At 44.9% G+C, this 17,122-nt stretch carries 17 protein-coding genes; 9 read left to right on the plus strand and 8 right to left on the minus strand.

The annotated features are described in order from the left end of the window. Nucleotides 1-190: 190 nt before the first annotated feature. The gene (locus OCV54_RS07375; protein ID WP_055223286.1) at nt 191-544 is read left to right on the plus strand and encodes a COG1361 family protein; all 354 of its coding nucleotides are present in this window, start codon (nt 191-193) and stop codon (nt 542-544) included. 74 nt (nt 545-618) lie between these two features. Further along, complete coding sequence (locus OCV54_RS07380) at nt 619-1,962, plus strand: ABC transporter permease (RefSeq protein ID WP_262563272.1); 1,344 nt, start codon at nt 619-621, stop codon at nt 1,960-1,962. Between the two features lie 243 nt (nt 1,963-2,205). Here OCV54_RS07380 and typA read toward each other — a convergent pair whose 3' ends face one another. The 3 genes from typA to OCV54_RS07395 all read right to left on the minus strand — a co-directional run bounded on the left by typA (nt 2,206) and on the right by OCV54_RS07395 (nt 5,994). Next, a complete protein-coding gene (gene typA / locus OCV54_RS07385) occupies nt 2,206-4,032 on the minus strand; it encodes a translational GTPase TypA (protein WP_055146965.1) in 1,827 nt (608 codons plus the stop codon). 130 nt (nt 4,033-4,162) lie between these two features. Next, nucleotides 4,163-5,047, minus strand: coding sequence for an Hsp33 family molecular chaperone HslO (gene hslO / locus OCV54_RS07390; protein WP_015533929.1), 885 nt, complete (start codon nt 5,045-5,047; stop codon nt 4,163-4,165). 143 nt (nt 5,048-5,190) lie between these two features. Beyond that, nucleotides 5,191-5,994, minus strand: a complete 804-nt coding sequence (locus tag OCV54_RS07395) for a class I SAM-dependent DNA methyltransferase (RefSeq protein WP_055223290.1) — start codon at nt 5,992-5,994, stop codon at nt 5,191-5,193. Between the two features lie 191 nt (nt 5,995-6,185). Here OCV54_RS07395 and OCV54_RS07400 point away from each other — a divergent pair, with 191 nt between their 5' ends. Then, the gene (locus tag OCV54_RS07400) at nt 6,186-6,686 is read left to right on the plus strand and encodes an NUDIX hydrolase (protein ID WP_015533927.1); all 501 of its coding nucleotides are present in this window, start codon (nt 6,186-6,188) and stop codon (nt 6,684-6,686) included. A gap of 133 nt (nt 6,687-6,819) precedes the next feature. Beyond that, nucleotides 6,820-9,237 carry a leucine--tRNA ligase gene (gene leuS, locus OCV54_RS07405; RefSeq protein ID WP_055223292.1) on the plus strand — a complete coding sequence of 806 codons (2,418 nt, stop codon included), beginning with the start codon at nt 6,820-6,822 and terminating at the stop codon, nt 9,235-9,237. A 79-nt stretch (nt 9,238-9,316) separates the two neighbouring features. Here the strand turns inward: leuS and OCV54_RS07410 are convergent, their stop codons facing one another. From OCV54_RS07410 to OCV54_RS07425, 4 genes are all read right to left on the minus strand, one after another. Then, nucleotides 9,317-9,658 carry a helix-turn-helix domain-containing protein gene (locus tag OCV54_RS07410; protein ID WP_055223294.1) on the minus strand — a complete coding sequence of 114 codons (342 nt, stop codon included), beginning with the start codon at nt 9,656-9,658 and terminating at the stop codon, nt 9,317-9,319. Between the two features lie 164 nt (nt 9,659-9,822). Further along, the gene (locus OCV54_RS07415) at nt 9,823-10,077 is read right to left on the minus strand and encodes a hypothetical protein (protein ID WP_055223296.1); all 255 of its coding nucleotides are present in this window, start codon (nt 10,075-10,077) and stop codon (nt 9,823-9,825) included. Nucleotides 10,078-10,079: 2 nt separating this feature from the next. Beyond that, nucleotides 10,080-10,562 carry a hypothetical protein gene (locus OCV54_RS07420; RefSeq protein ID WP_055223298.1) on the minus strand — a complete coding sequence of 161 codons (483 nt, stop codon included), beginning with the start codon at nt 10,560-10,562 and terminating at the stop codon, nt 10,080-10,082. Nucleotides 10,563-10,730: 168 nt separating this feature from the next. Beyond that, complete coding sequence (locus OCV54_RS07425; protein ID WP_055223299.1) at nt 10,731-11,018, minus strand: hypothetical protein; 288 nt, start codon at nt 11,016-11,018, stop codon at nt 10,731-10,733. A 258-nt stretch (nt 11,019-11,276) separates the two neighbouring features. On the opposite strand from OCV54_RS07425, the gene OCV54_RS07430 reads away from it, so the two are divergent. The 3 genes from OCV54_RS07430 to OCV54_RS07440 are packed head-to-tail and all read left to right on the plus strand — an operon-like array spanning nt 11,277 to nt 14,066. Next, nucleotides 11,277-12,245, plus strand: coding sequence for a TFIIB-type zinc ribbon-containing protein (locus tag OCV54_RS07430; RefSeq protein ID WP_262563273.1), 969 nt, complete (start codon nt 11,277-11,279; stop codon nt 12,243-12,245). Next, nucleotides 12,246-13,121: a TPM domain-containing protein gene (locus OCV54_RS07435; protein WP_055223302.1), complete on the plus strand. Its 876-nt coding sequence runs from the start codon at nt 12,246-12,248 to the stop codon at nt 13,119-13,121. It abuts the gene before it with no gap. Nucleotides 13,122-13,151: 30 nt separating this feature from the next. Continuing rightward, nucleotides 13,152-14,066, plus strand: coding sequence for a hypothetical protein (locus OCV54_RS07440; protein WP_055223304.1), 915 nt, complete (start codon nt 13,152-13,154; stop codon nt 14,064-14,066). A 71-nt stretch (nt 14,067-14,137) separates the two neighbouring features. Here the strand turns inward: OCV54_RS07440 and OCV54_RS07445 are convergent, their stop codons facing one another. Further along, nucleotides 14,138-14,818, minus strand: a complete 681-nt coding sequence (locus OCV54_RS07445; protein WP_022215906.1) for a YtxH domain-containing protein — start codon at nt 14,816-14,818, stop codon at nt 14,138-14,140. Nucleotides 14,819-14,990: 172 nt separating this feature from the next. On the opposite strand from OCV54_RS07445, the gene OCV54_RS07450 reads away from it, so the two are divergent. Together OCV54_RS07450 and OCV54_RS07455 are read left to right on the plus strand one after the other, a co-directional pair. Further along, on the plus strand, nt 14,991-15,260 hold the full coding sequence (locus OCV54_RS07450; protein ID WP_015533920.1) for a hypothetical protein: 270 nt from the start codon (nt 14,991-14,993) through the stop codon (nt 15,258-15,260). A 30-nt stretch (nt 15,261-15,290) separates the two neighbouring features. Beyond that, nucleotides 15,291-17,069: a MutS-related protein gene (locus OCV54_RS07455; protein ID WP_070099101.1), complete on the plus strand. Its 1,779-nt coding sequence runs from the start codon at nt 15,291-15,293 to the stop codon at nt 17,067-17,069. Nucleotides 17,070-17,122: the final 53 nt, after the last annotated feature.

Raw genomic sequence — 17,122 nt, forward strand, 5'->3', positions numbered from 1 at the left:
GTTTTTGTCTGCATAAAGTGAATGAAGCGTCGCAGAATTGCGGCGTTTTTCTTTTGCGCTTTTTGGCATACTGGGAGTTCCGTTGTAGTGATAAGTGAGGAAAAAACTTTCTTAGCAAGCATAGGAAAAGAGTACCCTTTTCCGTATTTTCGCCCTCCCGTCCTGCGGTGCGTCGGTTGAAAATTGCTTGTTGGGAAGTGTGGAGGAGATTGAGACGTATATAGGCAATATAGAGTCTGGAAAGAGCGGAAGCATAGATATCCTCACGAATGCCGTGGCGACGACTGCTGCGAGCGGTGATATGTCAAAGGTGATAGTTACATATGAGGACAAAGAGGGGAATGAGACGACGATTGAGGGGAATTTCAAGGCGACTGTGGAATCTCCGGTGTATGACAATGTAGAGAAGATAAAGGACAGCACAAAAAGCAGTGATAAAAAGGTGTTATATGGTGTAATTGCTGTGGTTATAGTGATAGCTCTGTTCTGTATATGTGCGATAAGAAAGCACAGGAGAAAAAAGGAGATTCTTGATGAATTTTAGATTCCGGTCACGGGGAGAGAGTTTATAAGGAGATAGATTGTATGGGGTGGATATGGCATTTGTGTCTTATGAATATGAAGAGAAGAAAGATCAGAACATTTCTCACCGTTCTCGGCGTGATGATAGGTGTTATATCGGTTGTAGCACTTCTGGCTGTGGGAATCGGAGTCAAGAACGAGATGATAGATTCTGCGGTTGCAAGTGGAAGTGTCAACCAGATAACGATATACAGTGAGACCGGAAGTAAGCATAAGGATCGAATGATAACGGACAGAACGATATCTACATTGACAGATCTTGCAAATGTGGATGGTTGTTATCCTCTGTATGAGGTGCCTGTGAGTATGAAGTATGGGGAGTATGAATACTTTGGCAATCTTGTGGGTGTGCCGGGAAATGAGCTTGATGGCTGGAGTCTGGCCTATGGGGAAAACAGCAATTCTTCACATGGGACATCTGAACTGATCTCGGGCGGCAGTGTGGGCAAAATGTTCTTCAATCAAAAGACATTTGACAGTTACGAGAAGAGAGAGAAGAAGAGTATTGCATCCCTTGTCGGAAAGAGATTTGACACGACCGTCGGATGGAGCGGTGAAAGTGACAGGATATTCAAACTGAAACTCGCCGGGGTTTTATCTGATGGAGATACGGATAACAGCTCTGACAATGCTTCTGCTGACACTTCTTATGACAGTGCAGTTCAGGATGAAGAGTCTGACGAATCGCTGGACATCTCTGACAGCTACAGCGAGAAGTCTCAGACGATATACTGTGATATGGATTCACTGAAAAGCCTGCTCAGAAAGGTCAGCGCCGATGGCAAGCTTTACGGTCAGCCGGTGGATGGCAATGGTAACAGCTACCGTGAATTTGTCTACACATCAGCGGTGGTGATCGTAGATGATATAAATAACGTCGATGCGATGGTAAAAAAGCTTCAGGACATGGGGTATCAGACAGAGAATTCCAAGGAATATCTGGACACGATACAGAAGTACCTCAAGATGATACAGCTTCTTCTCAGCGGAATCGGAATGATAGCACTTATTGTGGCTGTCATAGGAATAAGCAACACCATGACGACCTCTGTATTCGACCGGGTAAACGAGATCGGTATATTGAAGGTCCTCGGCTGCGACATAGACGAGCTCAGACTTCTGTTCCTCATGGAGGCCTCAGTGATAGGACTTGTCGGAGGCGTCCTCGGAGTATTATCCTCCTACGGAGTGAGAATAGTGGTGAATAAAGCCGCCGTCTCCATGTTCAACCTTGCAAAAGGAACCCAGATAGCCATGATCCCATGGTGGCTTGCACTGGCCGGAGTCATCGGCTCCGTGATCCTCGGAGTGGCAGCAGGCTATTTCCCAGCAAGATGGGCCTCAAAACTAAGACCAATAGACGCCGTGACAAGGAGGTAAAAGGTCACAAAATTATCGCAAACATAAAGAAAAAGCCAGAAAGATACAAAAAACAGAAAAGTTGAATCATTCAGAGGAAAATAAGCAAAAAAGATACAGTTTTACGCACAAAAAAAGCAGAGACAACTCACACAAAACACAAAGAATGTGTGAACTGTCTCTGCTTTTGTTGTATATCCCGTGATGGATCCACATCCTTACAGTGTACGGGCTTCACTATCTCAAAGGACTTTTCGTCCGTCCTTATTTCCTGTTGGCTCTGTAACGAAGAGTATGGTCAAGAATCTTCTTACGGATTCTGAATGACTTTGGTGTGATCTCCAGAAGCTCATCAGTGTCGATGAAGTCAAGAGCCTGCTCAAGACTCATCACCTTTGGAGGTGAAAGCTTGAGAGCATCATCTGATCCTGAAGAACGTGTGTTGGTAAGCTGCTTCTTCTTGCAGACATTGACCTCCATGTCTTCAGCACGAGGATTCTCACCTACAACCATACCGGCGTAAACCTGCTCACCAGGTCCGATGAACAGTGTTCCACGCTCCTGTGCGTTGAAAAGACCATATGTGATCGAAGTACCTGACTCGAATGCGATGAGTGATCCCTTTGAACGGTAGCTCATGTCACCCTTGTATGGAAGATACTCGTCAAATGTTGTGTTGATGATACCTGTACCCTTGGTAGCTGTCATGAAGTCACCACGGAATCCGATAAGTCCACGGGATGGAACAGAGAACTCAAGTCTTGTGGTTCCATTTCCTGTAGGAGCCATTCCCTGAAGCTCACCCTTTCTCTGGTTCAGCATGTTGATGATAGTACCTGCAAATTCGTCAGGAACATCTATATAAGCGATCTCAAATGGCTCAAGCTTATGTCCGAGCTCATCTTCCTTGTAGATAACCTCAGCCTTACTTACTGCAAATTCATAACCTTCACGTCTCATGTTCTCGATGAGGACTGACAGGTGAAGCTCACCACGGCCTGAAACCTTGAAAGCCTCAGTTGTGTCAGTCTCCTCAACTCGGAGGCTGACATCTGTGTTCAGCTCTCTGAAAAGTCTCTCACGGAGATGTCTTGATGTTACGAACTTACCTTCCTTGCCTGCGAGAGGAGAGTCATTTACCATGAATGTCATGGCGATGGTTGGCTCAGAAATCTTCTGGAAAGGAATTGGGTCAGGATTCTCAGGGGAGCAGAGAGTATCACCTATCTGTACATCTGCGATGCCTGAAACAGCAACGATAGAACCTATCTGTGCTTCCTTAACCTCTATCTTGTTAAGACCCTCATACTCGAAAAGCTTTCCGATACGAACCCTCTCGAGCTTGTCCGGGTCATGCTCATTTACTATGACAAGATCCTCATTTACCTTGAGGACACCATTGTCGACCTTGCCGACACCGATACGTCCAACGTACTCGTTGTAGTCGATTGTGCTGACAAGCATCTGTACACCTGCCTCAGGATCGCCTGTAGGAGCAGGAATGTAATCAATTATAGTGTCGAACAGAGGCTTCATGTCTGTGCCTGGCTTGGATGAGTCAAGTGTTGCATAACCGGACTTGGCAGAAGCAAATACAAATGGGCAGTCAAGCTGATCCTCATTTGCATCGAGCTCGATGAGGAGCTCAAGAACTTCGTCAACTACCTCGTCAGGACGTGCCTCAGGACGATCACATTTATTTACACATACGATAACTGCAAGATTAAGCTCAAGAGCCTTCTTCAGAACGAACTTGGTCTGTGGCATAGGACCCTCAAATGCATCAACAACGAGGATTACTCCGTTTACCATCTTAAGAACTCGCTCAACCTCACCGCCGAAGTCTGCATGACCCGGAGTATCAATGATGTTGATCTTGGTGCTTCCATATGTTACGGCAGTATTCTTGGAGAGGATAGTGATTCCTCTTTCACGCTCGATATCGTTGGAATCCATGACACGCTCAGCAACCTCCTGATTGTCACGGAACACACCGCTCTGCTTTAAGAGCTCGTCTACAAGTGTTGTTTTACCGTGGTCAACGTGGGCGATGATAGCCACATTTCTGATATCATCTCTTGTTATCTTCATAATTTTCACTCTTTCTTTCAAATTTAGTCTACTTTACAACGGTTAACATTCTAGCATAGTGAAAAAACCAATGCAATAATTATAATGTACAAAAATGTTGTAAAAATGAGGGCAAATGGCGGAAAAATGATTATTTTGCAGCCGCTTTGAGCAGCATCTCTTTGAGTTCGTCAGGTGAGAACTTGTAATGAGAGTTGCAGAACTGGCAGTTGACCTCTATAGGCTCGCCCTCCTCGAGAAGGCTTGCGATCTCTTTTTTGCCAAGGCTGAGTACCGCATTGTAGTATCTCTCCTTGCTGCAGTTGCAGTGCCACTCGGTAGGCAACTCATCGGTCACTACAACGTCATATCCTTCAAATACATCCTTGATGATGTCAAGAGGAGTCTTGCCCGCATCGAGGAGACTGGTGATAGAAGAAAACTCGTTAAGTCTCTTCTCAAGAACGTCTATGAGCTCATCCGATGCAAATGGCATAAGCTGTATGATGAAGCCGCCTGCCTGTTTGACGGTGTTGTCCTTCTCCATGAGAACACCAAGGGCAACAGATGTAGGAATCTGCTCAGATGTCGCAAAGTAATAAGTAAGATCTTCGGCAATCTCACCGGACACGAGCTGTGTCTGACCGACATAAGGCTCCTTGAGACCGATATCCTTGATAACTGAAAGCACGCCGAGATCAAGTGCCTTGGCAACATCCAGCTTACCCTTGTCATTTGCGTGAAGGATAACGTTTGGATTGTTGACATATCCCTTGACTCTTGAATGTGCGTCTGCAGTTACGGTAAGTCCTCCGATCGGTCCGTTGCACTGGATCTGAAGTGTGAGTACGTCGGACTCGTTCTTGCACTGTGCTCCCATAAGTGCTCCTGCTGTGAGCAGTCTTCCAAGTGCGGCTGTAGCCACAGGGCTTGTGTTGTGGATAGATCTTGCAGTCTCCACGATATCTCTTGTTGTTCCGGCGAAGAATCTTACCTGATTGTTCGCCGCCATACCTCTTATTATATGATCGCTCATGTTGTATACCTCGCTATTCTATGTTGATTAGTTTTGTTACATTTTGAAATCTGTCCGGTTATCTCTATATATAATCGCATTATAATTAATGATATATTGGACAATCTTCACCATTTTATATTATGAATGATGATAAGACAAGCCTATTCATAGTGTTTGTTATCCTGGTGTGTCTCCCTTGCAACCACGTATACCCTTTCACTGGAATCTGTGGCTGGCAGCCATGTAAATGCATCGTACATGGCAACGAGCTCCATGCCTGAGTCAGCAACGCATGTCCTCATGTCATCAAGGGTCAGGCCTCGCTGATAATGGAATTCCTGATACTTCCTGTATAGAGGACACTCATCATCCGGTTCAATGCCTGATTCTGGGTATTCTGGGAGAAACAGGCTGAGAGCCAGCTCATTTATATCGGTTTCCGTATCGTAGTAGTTATCCCAGATAAAGCTCACGTCGTCCCTGTCCTCGGCTATGGTGCTGTCGGCAACCACATCCTTGAAATAATGGCGGGTCTTGAAGTCGCAGATAAATATGCCCTTTGATTCGAGATAGTTATTTGCCAGCCTGAATACATGTGTGATATCTGAAAGCTCAGTGAGATAGTTGATGCTGTCACACACACATACGATGGCATTCACCGTGCCGAAGAGCTCAAATTCCCTCATGTCCTGCATGAGATACAAGATGGATTCGTGACCTGTATCAAGTTTTTTTTCATTTGCCACCTCAAGCATCTCATATGAATTGTCGATACCGATCATGTCGTATCCGGCATCCGCAAGCCTTTCCGTTATCTCTCCGGTGCCACATCCAAGCTCACATATGAGCCCTTCGTTCACTCCGTATTTTCTCAAAACTTCTATTATATATGTGCACCAGTCATCATATGGAATGTTGTCCATCAGTTCATCATAGACACTGGCGAATACCTCATAAGCGTTCATGCTTCCTCCTTCAGCCTGCGCTGGTCAAATCTCTTGATAACAGTTTGAATTGTACCACAGCTTAAGTTTTATAGTAAACTGCAATAAATAATTATGCATAAAATTCGAATGATTGTTGAAGAAACTTAAAATAGCATTTATTATGTTACTGGGCAGAACAAATATAAAAATCAGAAAGAGGACAAGCAGAGATGGAATACTGGGATATTTACGATGTAAACAAGCAGCCTACAGGGCGCACGATGAAGAGAAATGACTGGAATATGAAACCGGGGGATTATCACCTCACAGTGCTCGGGGTGCTCCAGAACAGAGAGGGAAAGTATCTGATAACCAAGCGTGTCATGACAAAGGCGTGGGCAGCAGGCTGGTGGGAGGTATCCGGCGGCGGAGTGCAGGCAGGAGAGTCATCCATAGAGGCTGTCAGACGAGAGGTAATAGAGGAGACAGGCATAGACGTAAGTGATTTCGATGGAGGCTTGCAGTTTACATATAGGAGAGATAACCCGGATGAGAAGGACAACTACTTTGTGGATGTCTATAAGTTTACTGGAGATTTTTCGGAAATAGATATCAGGCCTCAGGAGGCGGAGACTGATGGTTTTAAGCTGGCAACTCTGGATGAGATAAAGGAATATGCAGAGCAGGGAATCTTCCTTCATTATGACAGTATCAAGAAAGTGTTTGAATAAGCCGGGCTGCTTATACCAAAAAACAGTTTGAAAAACACGGCATATATGCTAATATAGTTAAGATTAGAGAGGAATCGGGCGAAAAAGCGTTATAAAGCCTGAAAAGATAAATTTCAAGGAGGCATTTTCAAAAATGGCTGAGACATACAACCACAAAGTCGTTGAAGGAAAGTGGCAGAAGGTCTGGGATGACAACAAGGCATTTGCTGCTACAGATGATTATTCAAAACCAAAGTATTATGCGTTAGTTGAATTCCCATACCCATCAGGACAGGGACTTCACGTAGGTCATCCAAGACCATACACAGCGCTTGATATAGTAGCAAGAAAGAGAAGAATGCAGGGCTACAACGTTCTGTATCCAATGGGCTGGGATGCATTTGGTCTCCCTACAGAGAACTATGCGATCAAGAACAAGATCCATCCAAAGGAAGTAACCAAGACAAATGTTGCAAGATTCAAAAAGCAGCTCCACTCACTTGGATATTCATTTGACTGGGACAGAGAGATCAACACGACAGATCCTGAGTACTACAAGTGGACACAGTGGATATTCCTTAAGCTTTTCAAGGCAGGTCTCGCATACAAGAAGGAGATGCCTATCAACTGGTGTACATCATGTAAGGTTGGCCTTGCAAATGAGGAAGTTGTCAACGGCGTATGTGAGCGTTGTGGCAGTGAGGTTGTCCGCAAGGTTAAGTCTGAGTGGATGCTCAAGATTACAGATTACGCAGACAAGCTCATTGAAGGACTTGACGGCGTGGATTACATCGAGCGTGTAAAGGTTTCACAGAAGAACTGGATCGGACGATCAACAGGAGCTGAGGTAGATTTCTCAGTAAAGGGCAAAGAGGACAAGCTCCGCATATATACAACAAGATGCGATACATTATTCGGAGTAACATACATGGTTGTTTCACCAGAGCATCCAATCCTTGACAAGTACAAGGACGAGATCAGCAACTGGTCAGACATCGAGGCATACCGTGAGCAGGCAGCGAAGAAGAGCGACTTTGAGCGTTCAGAGCTTGCAAAGGATAAGACTGGTGTATGCATAGACGGACTCACAGCAATCAACCCTGTAAATGGCAAGGAGATTCCTATATACGTATCAGACTATGTACTCATGAGCTACGGAACGGGTGCTATCATGGCGGTTCCTGCACATGATGACAGAGACTGGGAATTTGCAAAGAAGTTCGGACTTCCACTCATCCAGGTTGTTGCAAAGGATGGCGAGGAAGTAGATATAAATGAGGCTGCATTTACAGACGTGGCAACAGGAGTGCTCATCAACTCAGATTTCCTCAACGGCCTTGAGGTAAAGGATGCAAAGGAGAAGATGATCAAGTTCCTTGAGGAGAAGGGTATCGGTCAGGCAAAGACCAACTACAAGCTCCGTGACTGGGTATTCTCACGTCAGAGATACTGGGGCGAGCCAATTCCTATCGTTCACTGCGATAAGTGTGGTTATGTTCCAATCGACGAGAGCCAGCTTCCACTTCTCCTTCCGGAGGTTGACAGTTACATGCCGACAGACAATGGTGAGTCACCACTTGCAGCTATGACAGACTGGGTAAACACCACATGTCCATGCTGTGGCGGTTCGGCAAAGAGAGAGACGGATACCATGCCACAGTGGGCTGGATCATCATGGTATTTCCTCAGATATACAGATCCTCACAACACAGAGGCTCTTGCAAGCAAGGAGGCACTCAAGTACTGGCTTCCTGTTGACTGGTACAACGGAGGAATGGAGCATACAACACTTCACCTTCTGTATTCAAGATTCTGGCACAAGTTCCTGTACGATCAGGGCGTAGTTCCTACATCAGAGCCATACCAGAAGAGAACATCACATGGTATGATCCTCGGTGAGAACGGTGAGAAGATGAGTAAGTCAAGAGGCAACGTTGTAAATCCTGACGACATCGTAGATGTATATGGCGCAGATACACTTCGTACCTACGAGATGTTCATCGGAGCATTTGACCTTGCAGCTTCATGGTCAGAGGATGGTGTCAAGGGATGTAGAAGATTCCTCGACAGAGTATGGAAGCTTCAGGACAGTGTGACAGACGAGAAGGGCTACTCCAAGGATATGGAGACCAAGATGCACCAGGTTATCAAGAAGGTTTCAAATGACTTCGAGAACCTGAAGTACAACACAGCTATCGCAGCCATGATGGCACTTCTCAACGACTTCTACAAGAAGGGAAGCGTTACAGCAGATGAGTTCAAGACACTGCTCATCCTGTTAAACCCTGTTGCACCTCATATCACAGAGGAGCTGTGGTCAGTAAAGAACTATGGCGGATATGTATATCAGCAGACATGGCCAGAGTTCGATGAGGCAAAGACAGTAGAGTCAACAGTTGAGATTGCTGTACAGATCAACGGTAAGACGAAGGCAACACTTGCAATCGGCAAGGAAGATCCTAAGGATGAGGTTATCGCAAAGGCTAAGGAAGTAATCGCCGACAAGCTCACAGGTAACGTTATCAAGGAGATCTATGTTCCTGGACGTATTGTGAATATTGTTATGAAATAAAAAACTATAAACATGAGAAAGCCACATGGAGAAAAATCCATGTGGCTTTCTTGATGTTAAATATATATCGGATTATCATTTATTTCAGATAAGGCAGCAGATTCTTGAGTGCGCTGTATGCACTGTCACGTTTGTACAGTGGTATCGATTCCACCAGTCTGTCAAGATCGTCATGAGTGATATAATCCTTGTTCTCGGGGGTGGTGGCCGGTTCCTTTCCGAACACCAGAAAATCCAGTGGCGCATCAAGAACAGTTGAGATATTGGCGAGAGTATATATACTCATACTTTTGTATCCATGTTCCAGCTCATACACATAATGAGGAGACACTTTTATTTTCTCGGCAAGCTGTTCCTGAGTAAGATTATGAGCCTTTCTCACATTTCTTATCCGCAATCCCAAGTCAAAGATATCTATCACAATAACCTCCATCTTGCTGAAACAATATCTATCAGCTACATTTTATGCAAATAGTATCTGCCAATAACGGTATCGTCAGCCAGAAACTATCAGGTACAAAAATGTGAAACTATAGCTGATAGCCACAAAAATGAAATTGTGTTACATTCAGTGAAATGCATTTTTTACAGCATGGACTTTATCATATTTATCTTTTGTTTTTCCTGTGGAGACATGCCTTCGCTCAGAACATCCAGAACGATCTCGGACTCGGATCTGCTGAAGGAGAGATCCCTTTTTTGCAGTTCTTGGTTGATCTCCATTAGCTGGGGGAGCATCTGCTCCGGAGTCATGGTGGACTGGGAGTTGGATAATCTGAGAAGAATTTCCCTTTTTAGCGGATGCATGTTTTTTAGTCTTGGGTCATTTTGAAGATTCATGTTTAATATCCCTCCATATCATATTTTTCAAACAGGTCTTTGACGGAGCTGTATATATCCTGGGATGACTGGGATTCAGTGTTGTCGTAGTTTTCTTCGCCCTCGGTTTCAGAGGCAGTTCTGCTTTGATAGTGCCGGTACAGAGAATCCGTGGATTGCTGTGTGTTCATGGCTTCCATGGTCTTCATCATATCTATGGCTTTTTTCATGCTGGCAAACTGGTCCCTGATATCGGGAAATCCACACCCGGCAAGGGATGACAGTATATCATCCTGATTGTTTATATCTTTGTGGAGTCCACAGGAGTTTACATAATTTGTATCGCGCAGAGCATTCAATATGGTCTGAAGTTCCATGATCTTTATGTACATTGCCAGAGGAGCTTTCATACGGTCATCCACAAATGGGAGAATGGCCTCCATCATGAACAGGCGGTCATCTTTTATTAAGTTGTCCAGTGGATGATGGAAGTTGCCATTAAACATATGAAGCTCCGTTTCATGCAGTGATCACTTGGTAAGACAGCTATACTATATTCTATTGATTTTTAGTAAAAAAAATACCAGCAGAATTGCTTCTGCTGGCCACTTTCTGTGGATACCGGACAACCTTTCTGCCCGATATCCCGTTTATGGATAATGGTGAATCCGCTGTTAGCAGCAGCCGCAATCATTGCCGCCGCAGCCACCGCAGCCACATCCGTTGTTATTGCCACAGCCACCGCAGCAGAATAAGAGAAGGATGATCCAGATGCAGCTATTGTCATTGCCACAACCGCTGTTTAAACCGAAACCATCGCCGCCGCAGCCACCGCAGCAGAGGAGAAGGATGATGATCAGAGTGCAACTGTTGCATCCACATGAACCTCCGCAAGAAAGTCCATTTCTGCCGCCACAGCTACAACCGCCACAGGCACACTGTGTTGCTGATAAATCACTCATGGTAAGCCTCCATTATTTTGTTCATGGTTTAACATATTCGCATGAACATGATGTGTTACACATTTGTTCAAAAAATATTTTGTTTCATTTAAGATATCTAAAATGTGTTATAAAGCCGCCTTAAGGCATCCAATTCGATGTTCTAAAAACAGATTTACTATGCTATAATAAGCGCAGGTACGCTGAGAATCAGCGTAGGAAGTTTGGAAGGAAAACGATAAAAAATGACAGGGGGAAGATAACTTGCTATATCGTTGTGTGAATTGTGGGGGTAACGTAGTGTACGACCCTGCGAAGAAAAAGATGGTCTGCCTTAGTTGCGGGGGAAGCGACTGTCAGGAACTGGTTCCATCACAGGAGCCTGTAATATGTATAAACTGTGGTTCACAGATACCTTACACGGAGTATCAGTCTGCGGGAAGATGTCCTTCATGTGGAACATATCTGCTCAGGGATGACAAAGTAAATTATCCGTATGGGGCTGATGTGATACTTCCTTTTAAGATATCAAAGCATGAGGCTGAGGAGAAGCTGAGGAATGAATTTGGTAAAAAGCTATTTATACCGGGAACATTCCTTTCACAGAAGACGCTTGAGGCGCTTAAGGGAGTGTATGTCCCATTCTGGATGTACGATTATGATTCGGATGTGGCTTATGAGGCCATAGGAACAAAGGTCAGATCATGGACGTCTGGAGACAAGAGATATACAGAGACTTCATATTTTGATGTCGGAAGAAGCCTGCATGTGAATTATGAGGGCATACCGGTTGATGCATCAATAGCCATGGAGGATGGAATCATGGATCTCATGGAGCCGTACAACTACAAAGAGCTCATGCAGCATGACAACAAGTACCTCTCGGGATTCTATGCGGAGACTTACAATATGCCGCCGAATGAGGTGGAGCCTAGGGCTCAGGCAAAAGCGGAGAAGGCAAACAGAGATTGGGTGAGAAGCACCACAACTGGATATTCATCACTTACAAATGAGAGATTCAGGAACAACAACAGACTCACGGGAACAAAGTTCGGACTCATGCCGGTGTGGGTATATGAGTACCGTTTCCAGGGCAAAAACTATAAGTTCTATGTCAACGGACAGACTGGAAAATGTGTCGGAACAGAGCCGAAGAGCATGAGTAAGGCAGTTGGACTTACCGCACTTTTGTTTGGCGCAGCATTTGTATTGCTTGATGGCTTGTCTATGTTATTGGGGGTGTTGTAAATGAATGCAGTAAGGAAATTTATCGTGGCAATGCTCGTGGTACTTGGACTTGGAATAGTGTTCTTTATAGGATACTTTGTGAAATCAAATGCCAATCTCAAGCATGACGCCAGAAATAATACAGAATGTAAGACAAATGAGAGAGTGTTTGACTATGCAGATAAGCTGTCTGATTCGGAGGAGGAGACTCTCCGCGGGGAGATAGCAGAATTGGAAGATAAAGTGGGTATGGACTTTGTTGTCGTTACCATGGATCAGTACACAGATCTGTCAGAATATGATGCCGATGCAGTTTCATATGACATAGAGTCTAACACAAAGGATATAGCAGAGAAGATCTGTGATTATTACAGATTCGGCTGGGAAGAGTGGCCTGCAGGAACATATCTTGACGGCAGGGATGCCAGCACAAGCGTAGTTATAGTTGCCAACTGGCAGGAGAACGACGGATATGTTTATCTGTGCACAGCCGGCAAGGCGAAGAAGAGAATAAGTGATTCCAAGGCGACATCCATAACGGAATACGGTGGAAAGATACTCAGATCGGATACTCTTGGAGCATTTGAGAGAATGATGTCAAGAACAGAGACGGCTATGAAGAGCAGCACAGGAGGATTAAAGTTCCTGTCACCATTTATATGCTTCCTTGTATCTCTGGGAGCAGCCATCGCATTCTGCATCGTGAATCTGTCGAAGAAAGCAGGAAAAGATACCACAACAGCTTCTACATACAGCGATGGAAATGCCAAGGAGCTTGACAGAAGAGATATATTTATACGTAAGGAAGTAACCAGCGTGACTATCCAGAGCAGCTCAGGAGATTCTGGTGGATCAGGCGGTGGCGGTGGTCATGGCGGTGGCGGAAGCCATTTCTAAAAATCTGACCGTACGCGGGAAAGACATATTATGAAGAACAGGAAGTTTGAAAGTTATATTCTAAAAAACAGAATACCCGGGATCATTCTATCACTGATCATGGTGGGATGCATGATCATCATGGCGTGGCATTTCAGTCTGCCGGACAGGATAAGGAGCAGGACATACAGAAGTATAGCTGATGTGGAATCCAGGGCGAATCCGAACGACAGGGATGTGACGATAACCGTGGATCGGGCGGATTATATAGGATACGATTATTATGTGGATTCTGAGAGGCAGGGCAGGTACTACTACTGTCAGCAGGATGGCAGATATGCCATCCTGCTCATCAGGAGTAACGAAGATGTACTGCTGAATTATACGCTGAGAGGCAGAGTAGTCTCTGCGGATGATGTGTATACATCGATAGTTGATGGCCTTGCACAGGACATGGGGATACCATCCCAGCAGCTTGAGAGCAAGGTATATCCACACATAATAAGTGAGGTGGATTTTCCGAGGATCTATTATAATATGATGCTGCTGGTTCTTGTGCTGACGGCTCTGTGGGCGTTATATAATATAGTCAGATGTATATACAGTGTGTGCTGTCCATGGAAGGTGTCAGGAATGCAGGTCGTATCGGGCGGAAAGGCAGACAGAAATACTGTCAGGGATATAGATGAACAGCTCAGATACAATCTCTACTATGATCAGGATGGTATAGCCATAACAGACAAATATCTGGTATATCACGGAACCTGGCATACGGATGTGGTGGAACTCAGCACCATAGAGACGTTCAAGAAGCTCAGAACATCGGCGAATATAGGGCCGGCAGACAAAAAGATATACAAACTACTCATGGTGGATGTGGATGGCGTGACATATGAGCAGGACTTCAAGACGGAGGCTGCCATAGATGAAGCATTGTCATATCTGAGAGATTCAGGGAAAAAATAAAACAGTATATGCGGTTCGTTATCAAACGGATCGCACATACTGTTTTTGTTTTGCCTATTGTACTGTGCAGACTATACGTCAAGCTTGTCCTGATCGGAGAGCACTGATGGATCCTCAGATACATCTGAAAGTCCCATGTACTCATCGCCGATTACCTCTGATGTCTCAGCAGCAGCGGCATTTGCAACGGCACCAGTTGCCTCGGCGAGAACATCCTCAGCCTCAGCTACGGTCTCGGTTACGGCCTTTGCGGTTGTCTCATCCGGAATATCCGCTGTGGCTTCCGGGGTTACAACATCCTCGGTTGCGGCTTCTTCGGATGTGGTTTCTTCTGCTCCGGTGGTGTCTTCGTGAAGTGTGAAATATTCACGGTCGCCATCTTCGGTGGAAGCAGCTTTTTCCTTAACCTTGTCCTTGAGCTTGTCATATGTGTCGGATACTGTATTCTTTGCTTTCTGGACTGTCTCGGAATCTTTTACTTTATTGTAGGTATCCTTGATCGTATCCTTTGCCTTTTGGACTGTCTCAGAGTCCTTTACCTTGTGGTATGTTTCAGAGTCCTTGATCTTTTTGACTGTCTCGGAGTCCTTTACTTTGTGGTAAGTATCTGTAGCTGTGGCTTTTGCCTTCTTTACAGTATCATTGTTCTCAACTGTCTGGTAAGCTTTCGTTGTCTTGATCTTGTCTTTGAATAAGTAGCAGACACTTCCTGCAGCGGCAAGAGTGAGCGCCATTTTTGCCAATTTGTTCATGATAAAAATCTCCTTCCCATAGAATATAACCTGTCCATTTATTTTAATATGTATTCGTGTCAAATGCAATAAGTGTGGTGGATTGATTCACAGGAATTAATATTTGCGAATGATATACCGTGTATGATATATTCATCTATAATGGAATGGATATGTGGAGGTAAAATGGAACATGAATAATAGTGGACAGGATTACAACAAAGAAGAACAGGCGATAAAGGCACTTCAGAAAAACTATTTTCTATGTGCGGCACTCACACTGGCAGTGGGAGTTGGAATGCTCGCATTTACATCATATAAGGTGATCGGAATAATATGCATCGTGCTGTGTGTGGTATTTGGGGTAATGGGTATCGTGCTCGTTGTCAAGCCGGACATGATAGATGTATCAGAGGATGGTGTGATGTCATATAAGAAGAAGGACAAGCCGGACAAAAAGTAAATATATTGTTTTTTATGAAAGGACGATAACATGAACGAATACAAGGACGAAAGGGACATTTTGGAGAAGGACATCAAGGCGCTTGAGGGGAAGTCTGCAACGTATTCAGGGGTTAGATTTGTGATGTTCCTTGCAGCTCTGGCAGGGCTGATAATAGGCATATATGACAACAGAGTGACAGTGCTGATCCTGGGAATAATAGCCGCTGTGGCATTTGTCGCAATGGTGTTTATCCACGGAAAGCTTAGTGAGGAGCTGGAATATAAGAAAGCCAAGTCGGAGGTGCTCAGGAGGTATATAGAGAGATTCGGCGACGGCTGGAAGAAGTTTGAGGACAACGGTGCACAGTATCTCGGCGATGACGATCTGGTTGCAAGGGATATGGACCTTCTTGGACAGAGCTCTCTGTATCAGTTTATCTGTGTTGCGGGAACCGAGGAGGGAAAAAGGGCTCTCGCCGAGAGTATACGCGATCCGAAGTACGATATAGCAGACATAGAGAAGCGCCAGGAGGCGATAAAAGAGCTCACTTCAAAGAGAGAGTTCTCGATGGATTTTGAGACCCTCGGTGTGAAGACCGGAATGGGCAAAAAGAAGAAATATACCGCGGATGAATTTGTGGCATACTGCAATGGCGATGACCATATACCTGCGGTGTTCAACATATTGAGATTTTTACTGCCGGCGATAACACTGGTTGCATTTATACTTGGAATAATGGGTGAGATAAACATAGGCTGGACGCTTGTCTCATTCTTTGTTGTGCTTTTGTTCTCCTGGCTTTTTGGCGGAGTTGCGGGTCAGGCTGTCATGCCTATGATCTCATTTGGCTATGTGATAGAGGACTATATAAGAATGTTCGAGCTGATCTCCGGGGAGAATTTCGACAGTGAACTTTTAAATGATATCAAGTCGCATCTGTCAAATGACTCTGGTGCCCTGGCGGCTATAAGAAAACTGAGGATGATAAGTGCGGCGTTCAATATCAGATACAATCCTATAGTTCATCAGATACTGTGTGGACTTATAATGTGGGACTTCCACATAGGCAGGATGATGGACAAATGGAAACAGAAGAATGGACAGAGCGTTGAGGGCTGGATAAAGGCTGTCTCTGATATGGAGGAACTCATGTCATTTGCTGTCCTTTCAAGAACGAGGGAAGTGAGCTATCCACAGGTCGGCGCAAATGCCAGAGTGCATGTCACCGCCAGGGATATGAGACATCCTCTGATAAGCCCTGATACAGTCGTGGCAAATGATGCGGACTTCAAGGGCGGTGCCACGATAATAACCGGAAGTAATATGTCCGGAAAGACGACTTTCCTCAGAACACTGGGTATAAATCTGGTGCTTGCATATGCGGGTGCTCCAGTGTGTGCGGGCTATATGGAGGCTGACAGGATGAAGATATTCACATCCATGAGGGTGACCGATGATGTCAGCAATGGAATATCAACGTTCTATGCAGAGATACTCAGGATAAAGACGATGGTTGAGTACAGAAAAGAGAACAGACCTATGCTCTGTCTTATAGATGAGATATTCAAGGGAACAAATTCTGCTGACAGAATAGTGGGAGCAACACAGGTCATCAGAAAGCTTGCGGGAGCGGGTTCAATGACACTGGTATCGACACACGATTTTGAGCTGTGTGATCTCAAGGCGGAGGACGGAACACCTGCTGCGAACTATCATTTCGAGGAATATTACGAGGGAGACCAGTTGAAATTCGACTATAAGAAGAAGGATGGCAGGTGTACCACGACAAATGCCATGGCGATACTTCACATGGCAGGACTCGACTGATGCTGAAAAATGGCATTATCTGGCATAACAGTAAAAATGCACAAAAAATGCGA

It is taken from the genome of Coprococcus aceti, assembly GCF_025567285.1.
GTDB classification, from domain to species: domain Bacteria; phylum Bacillota; class Clostridia; order Lachnospirales; family Lachnospiraceae; genus Coprococcus; species Coprococcus aceti.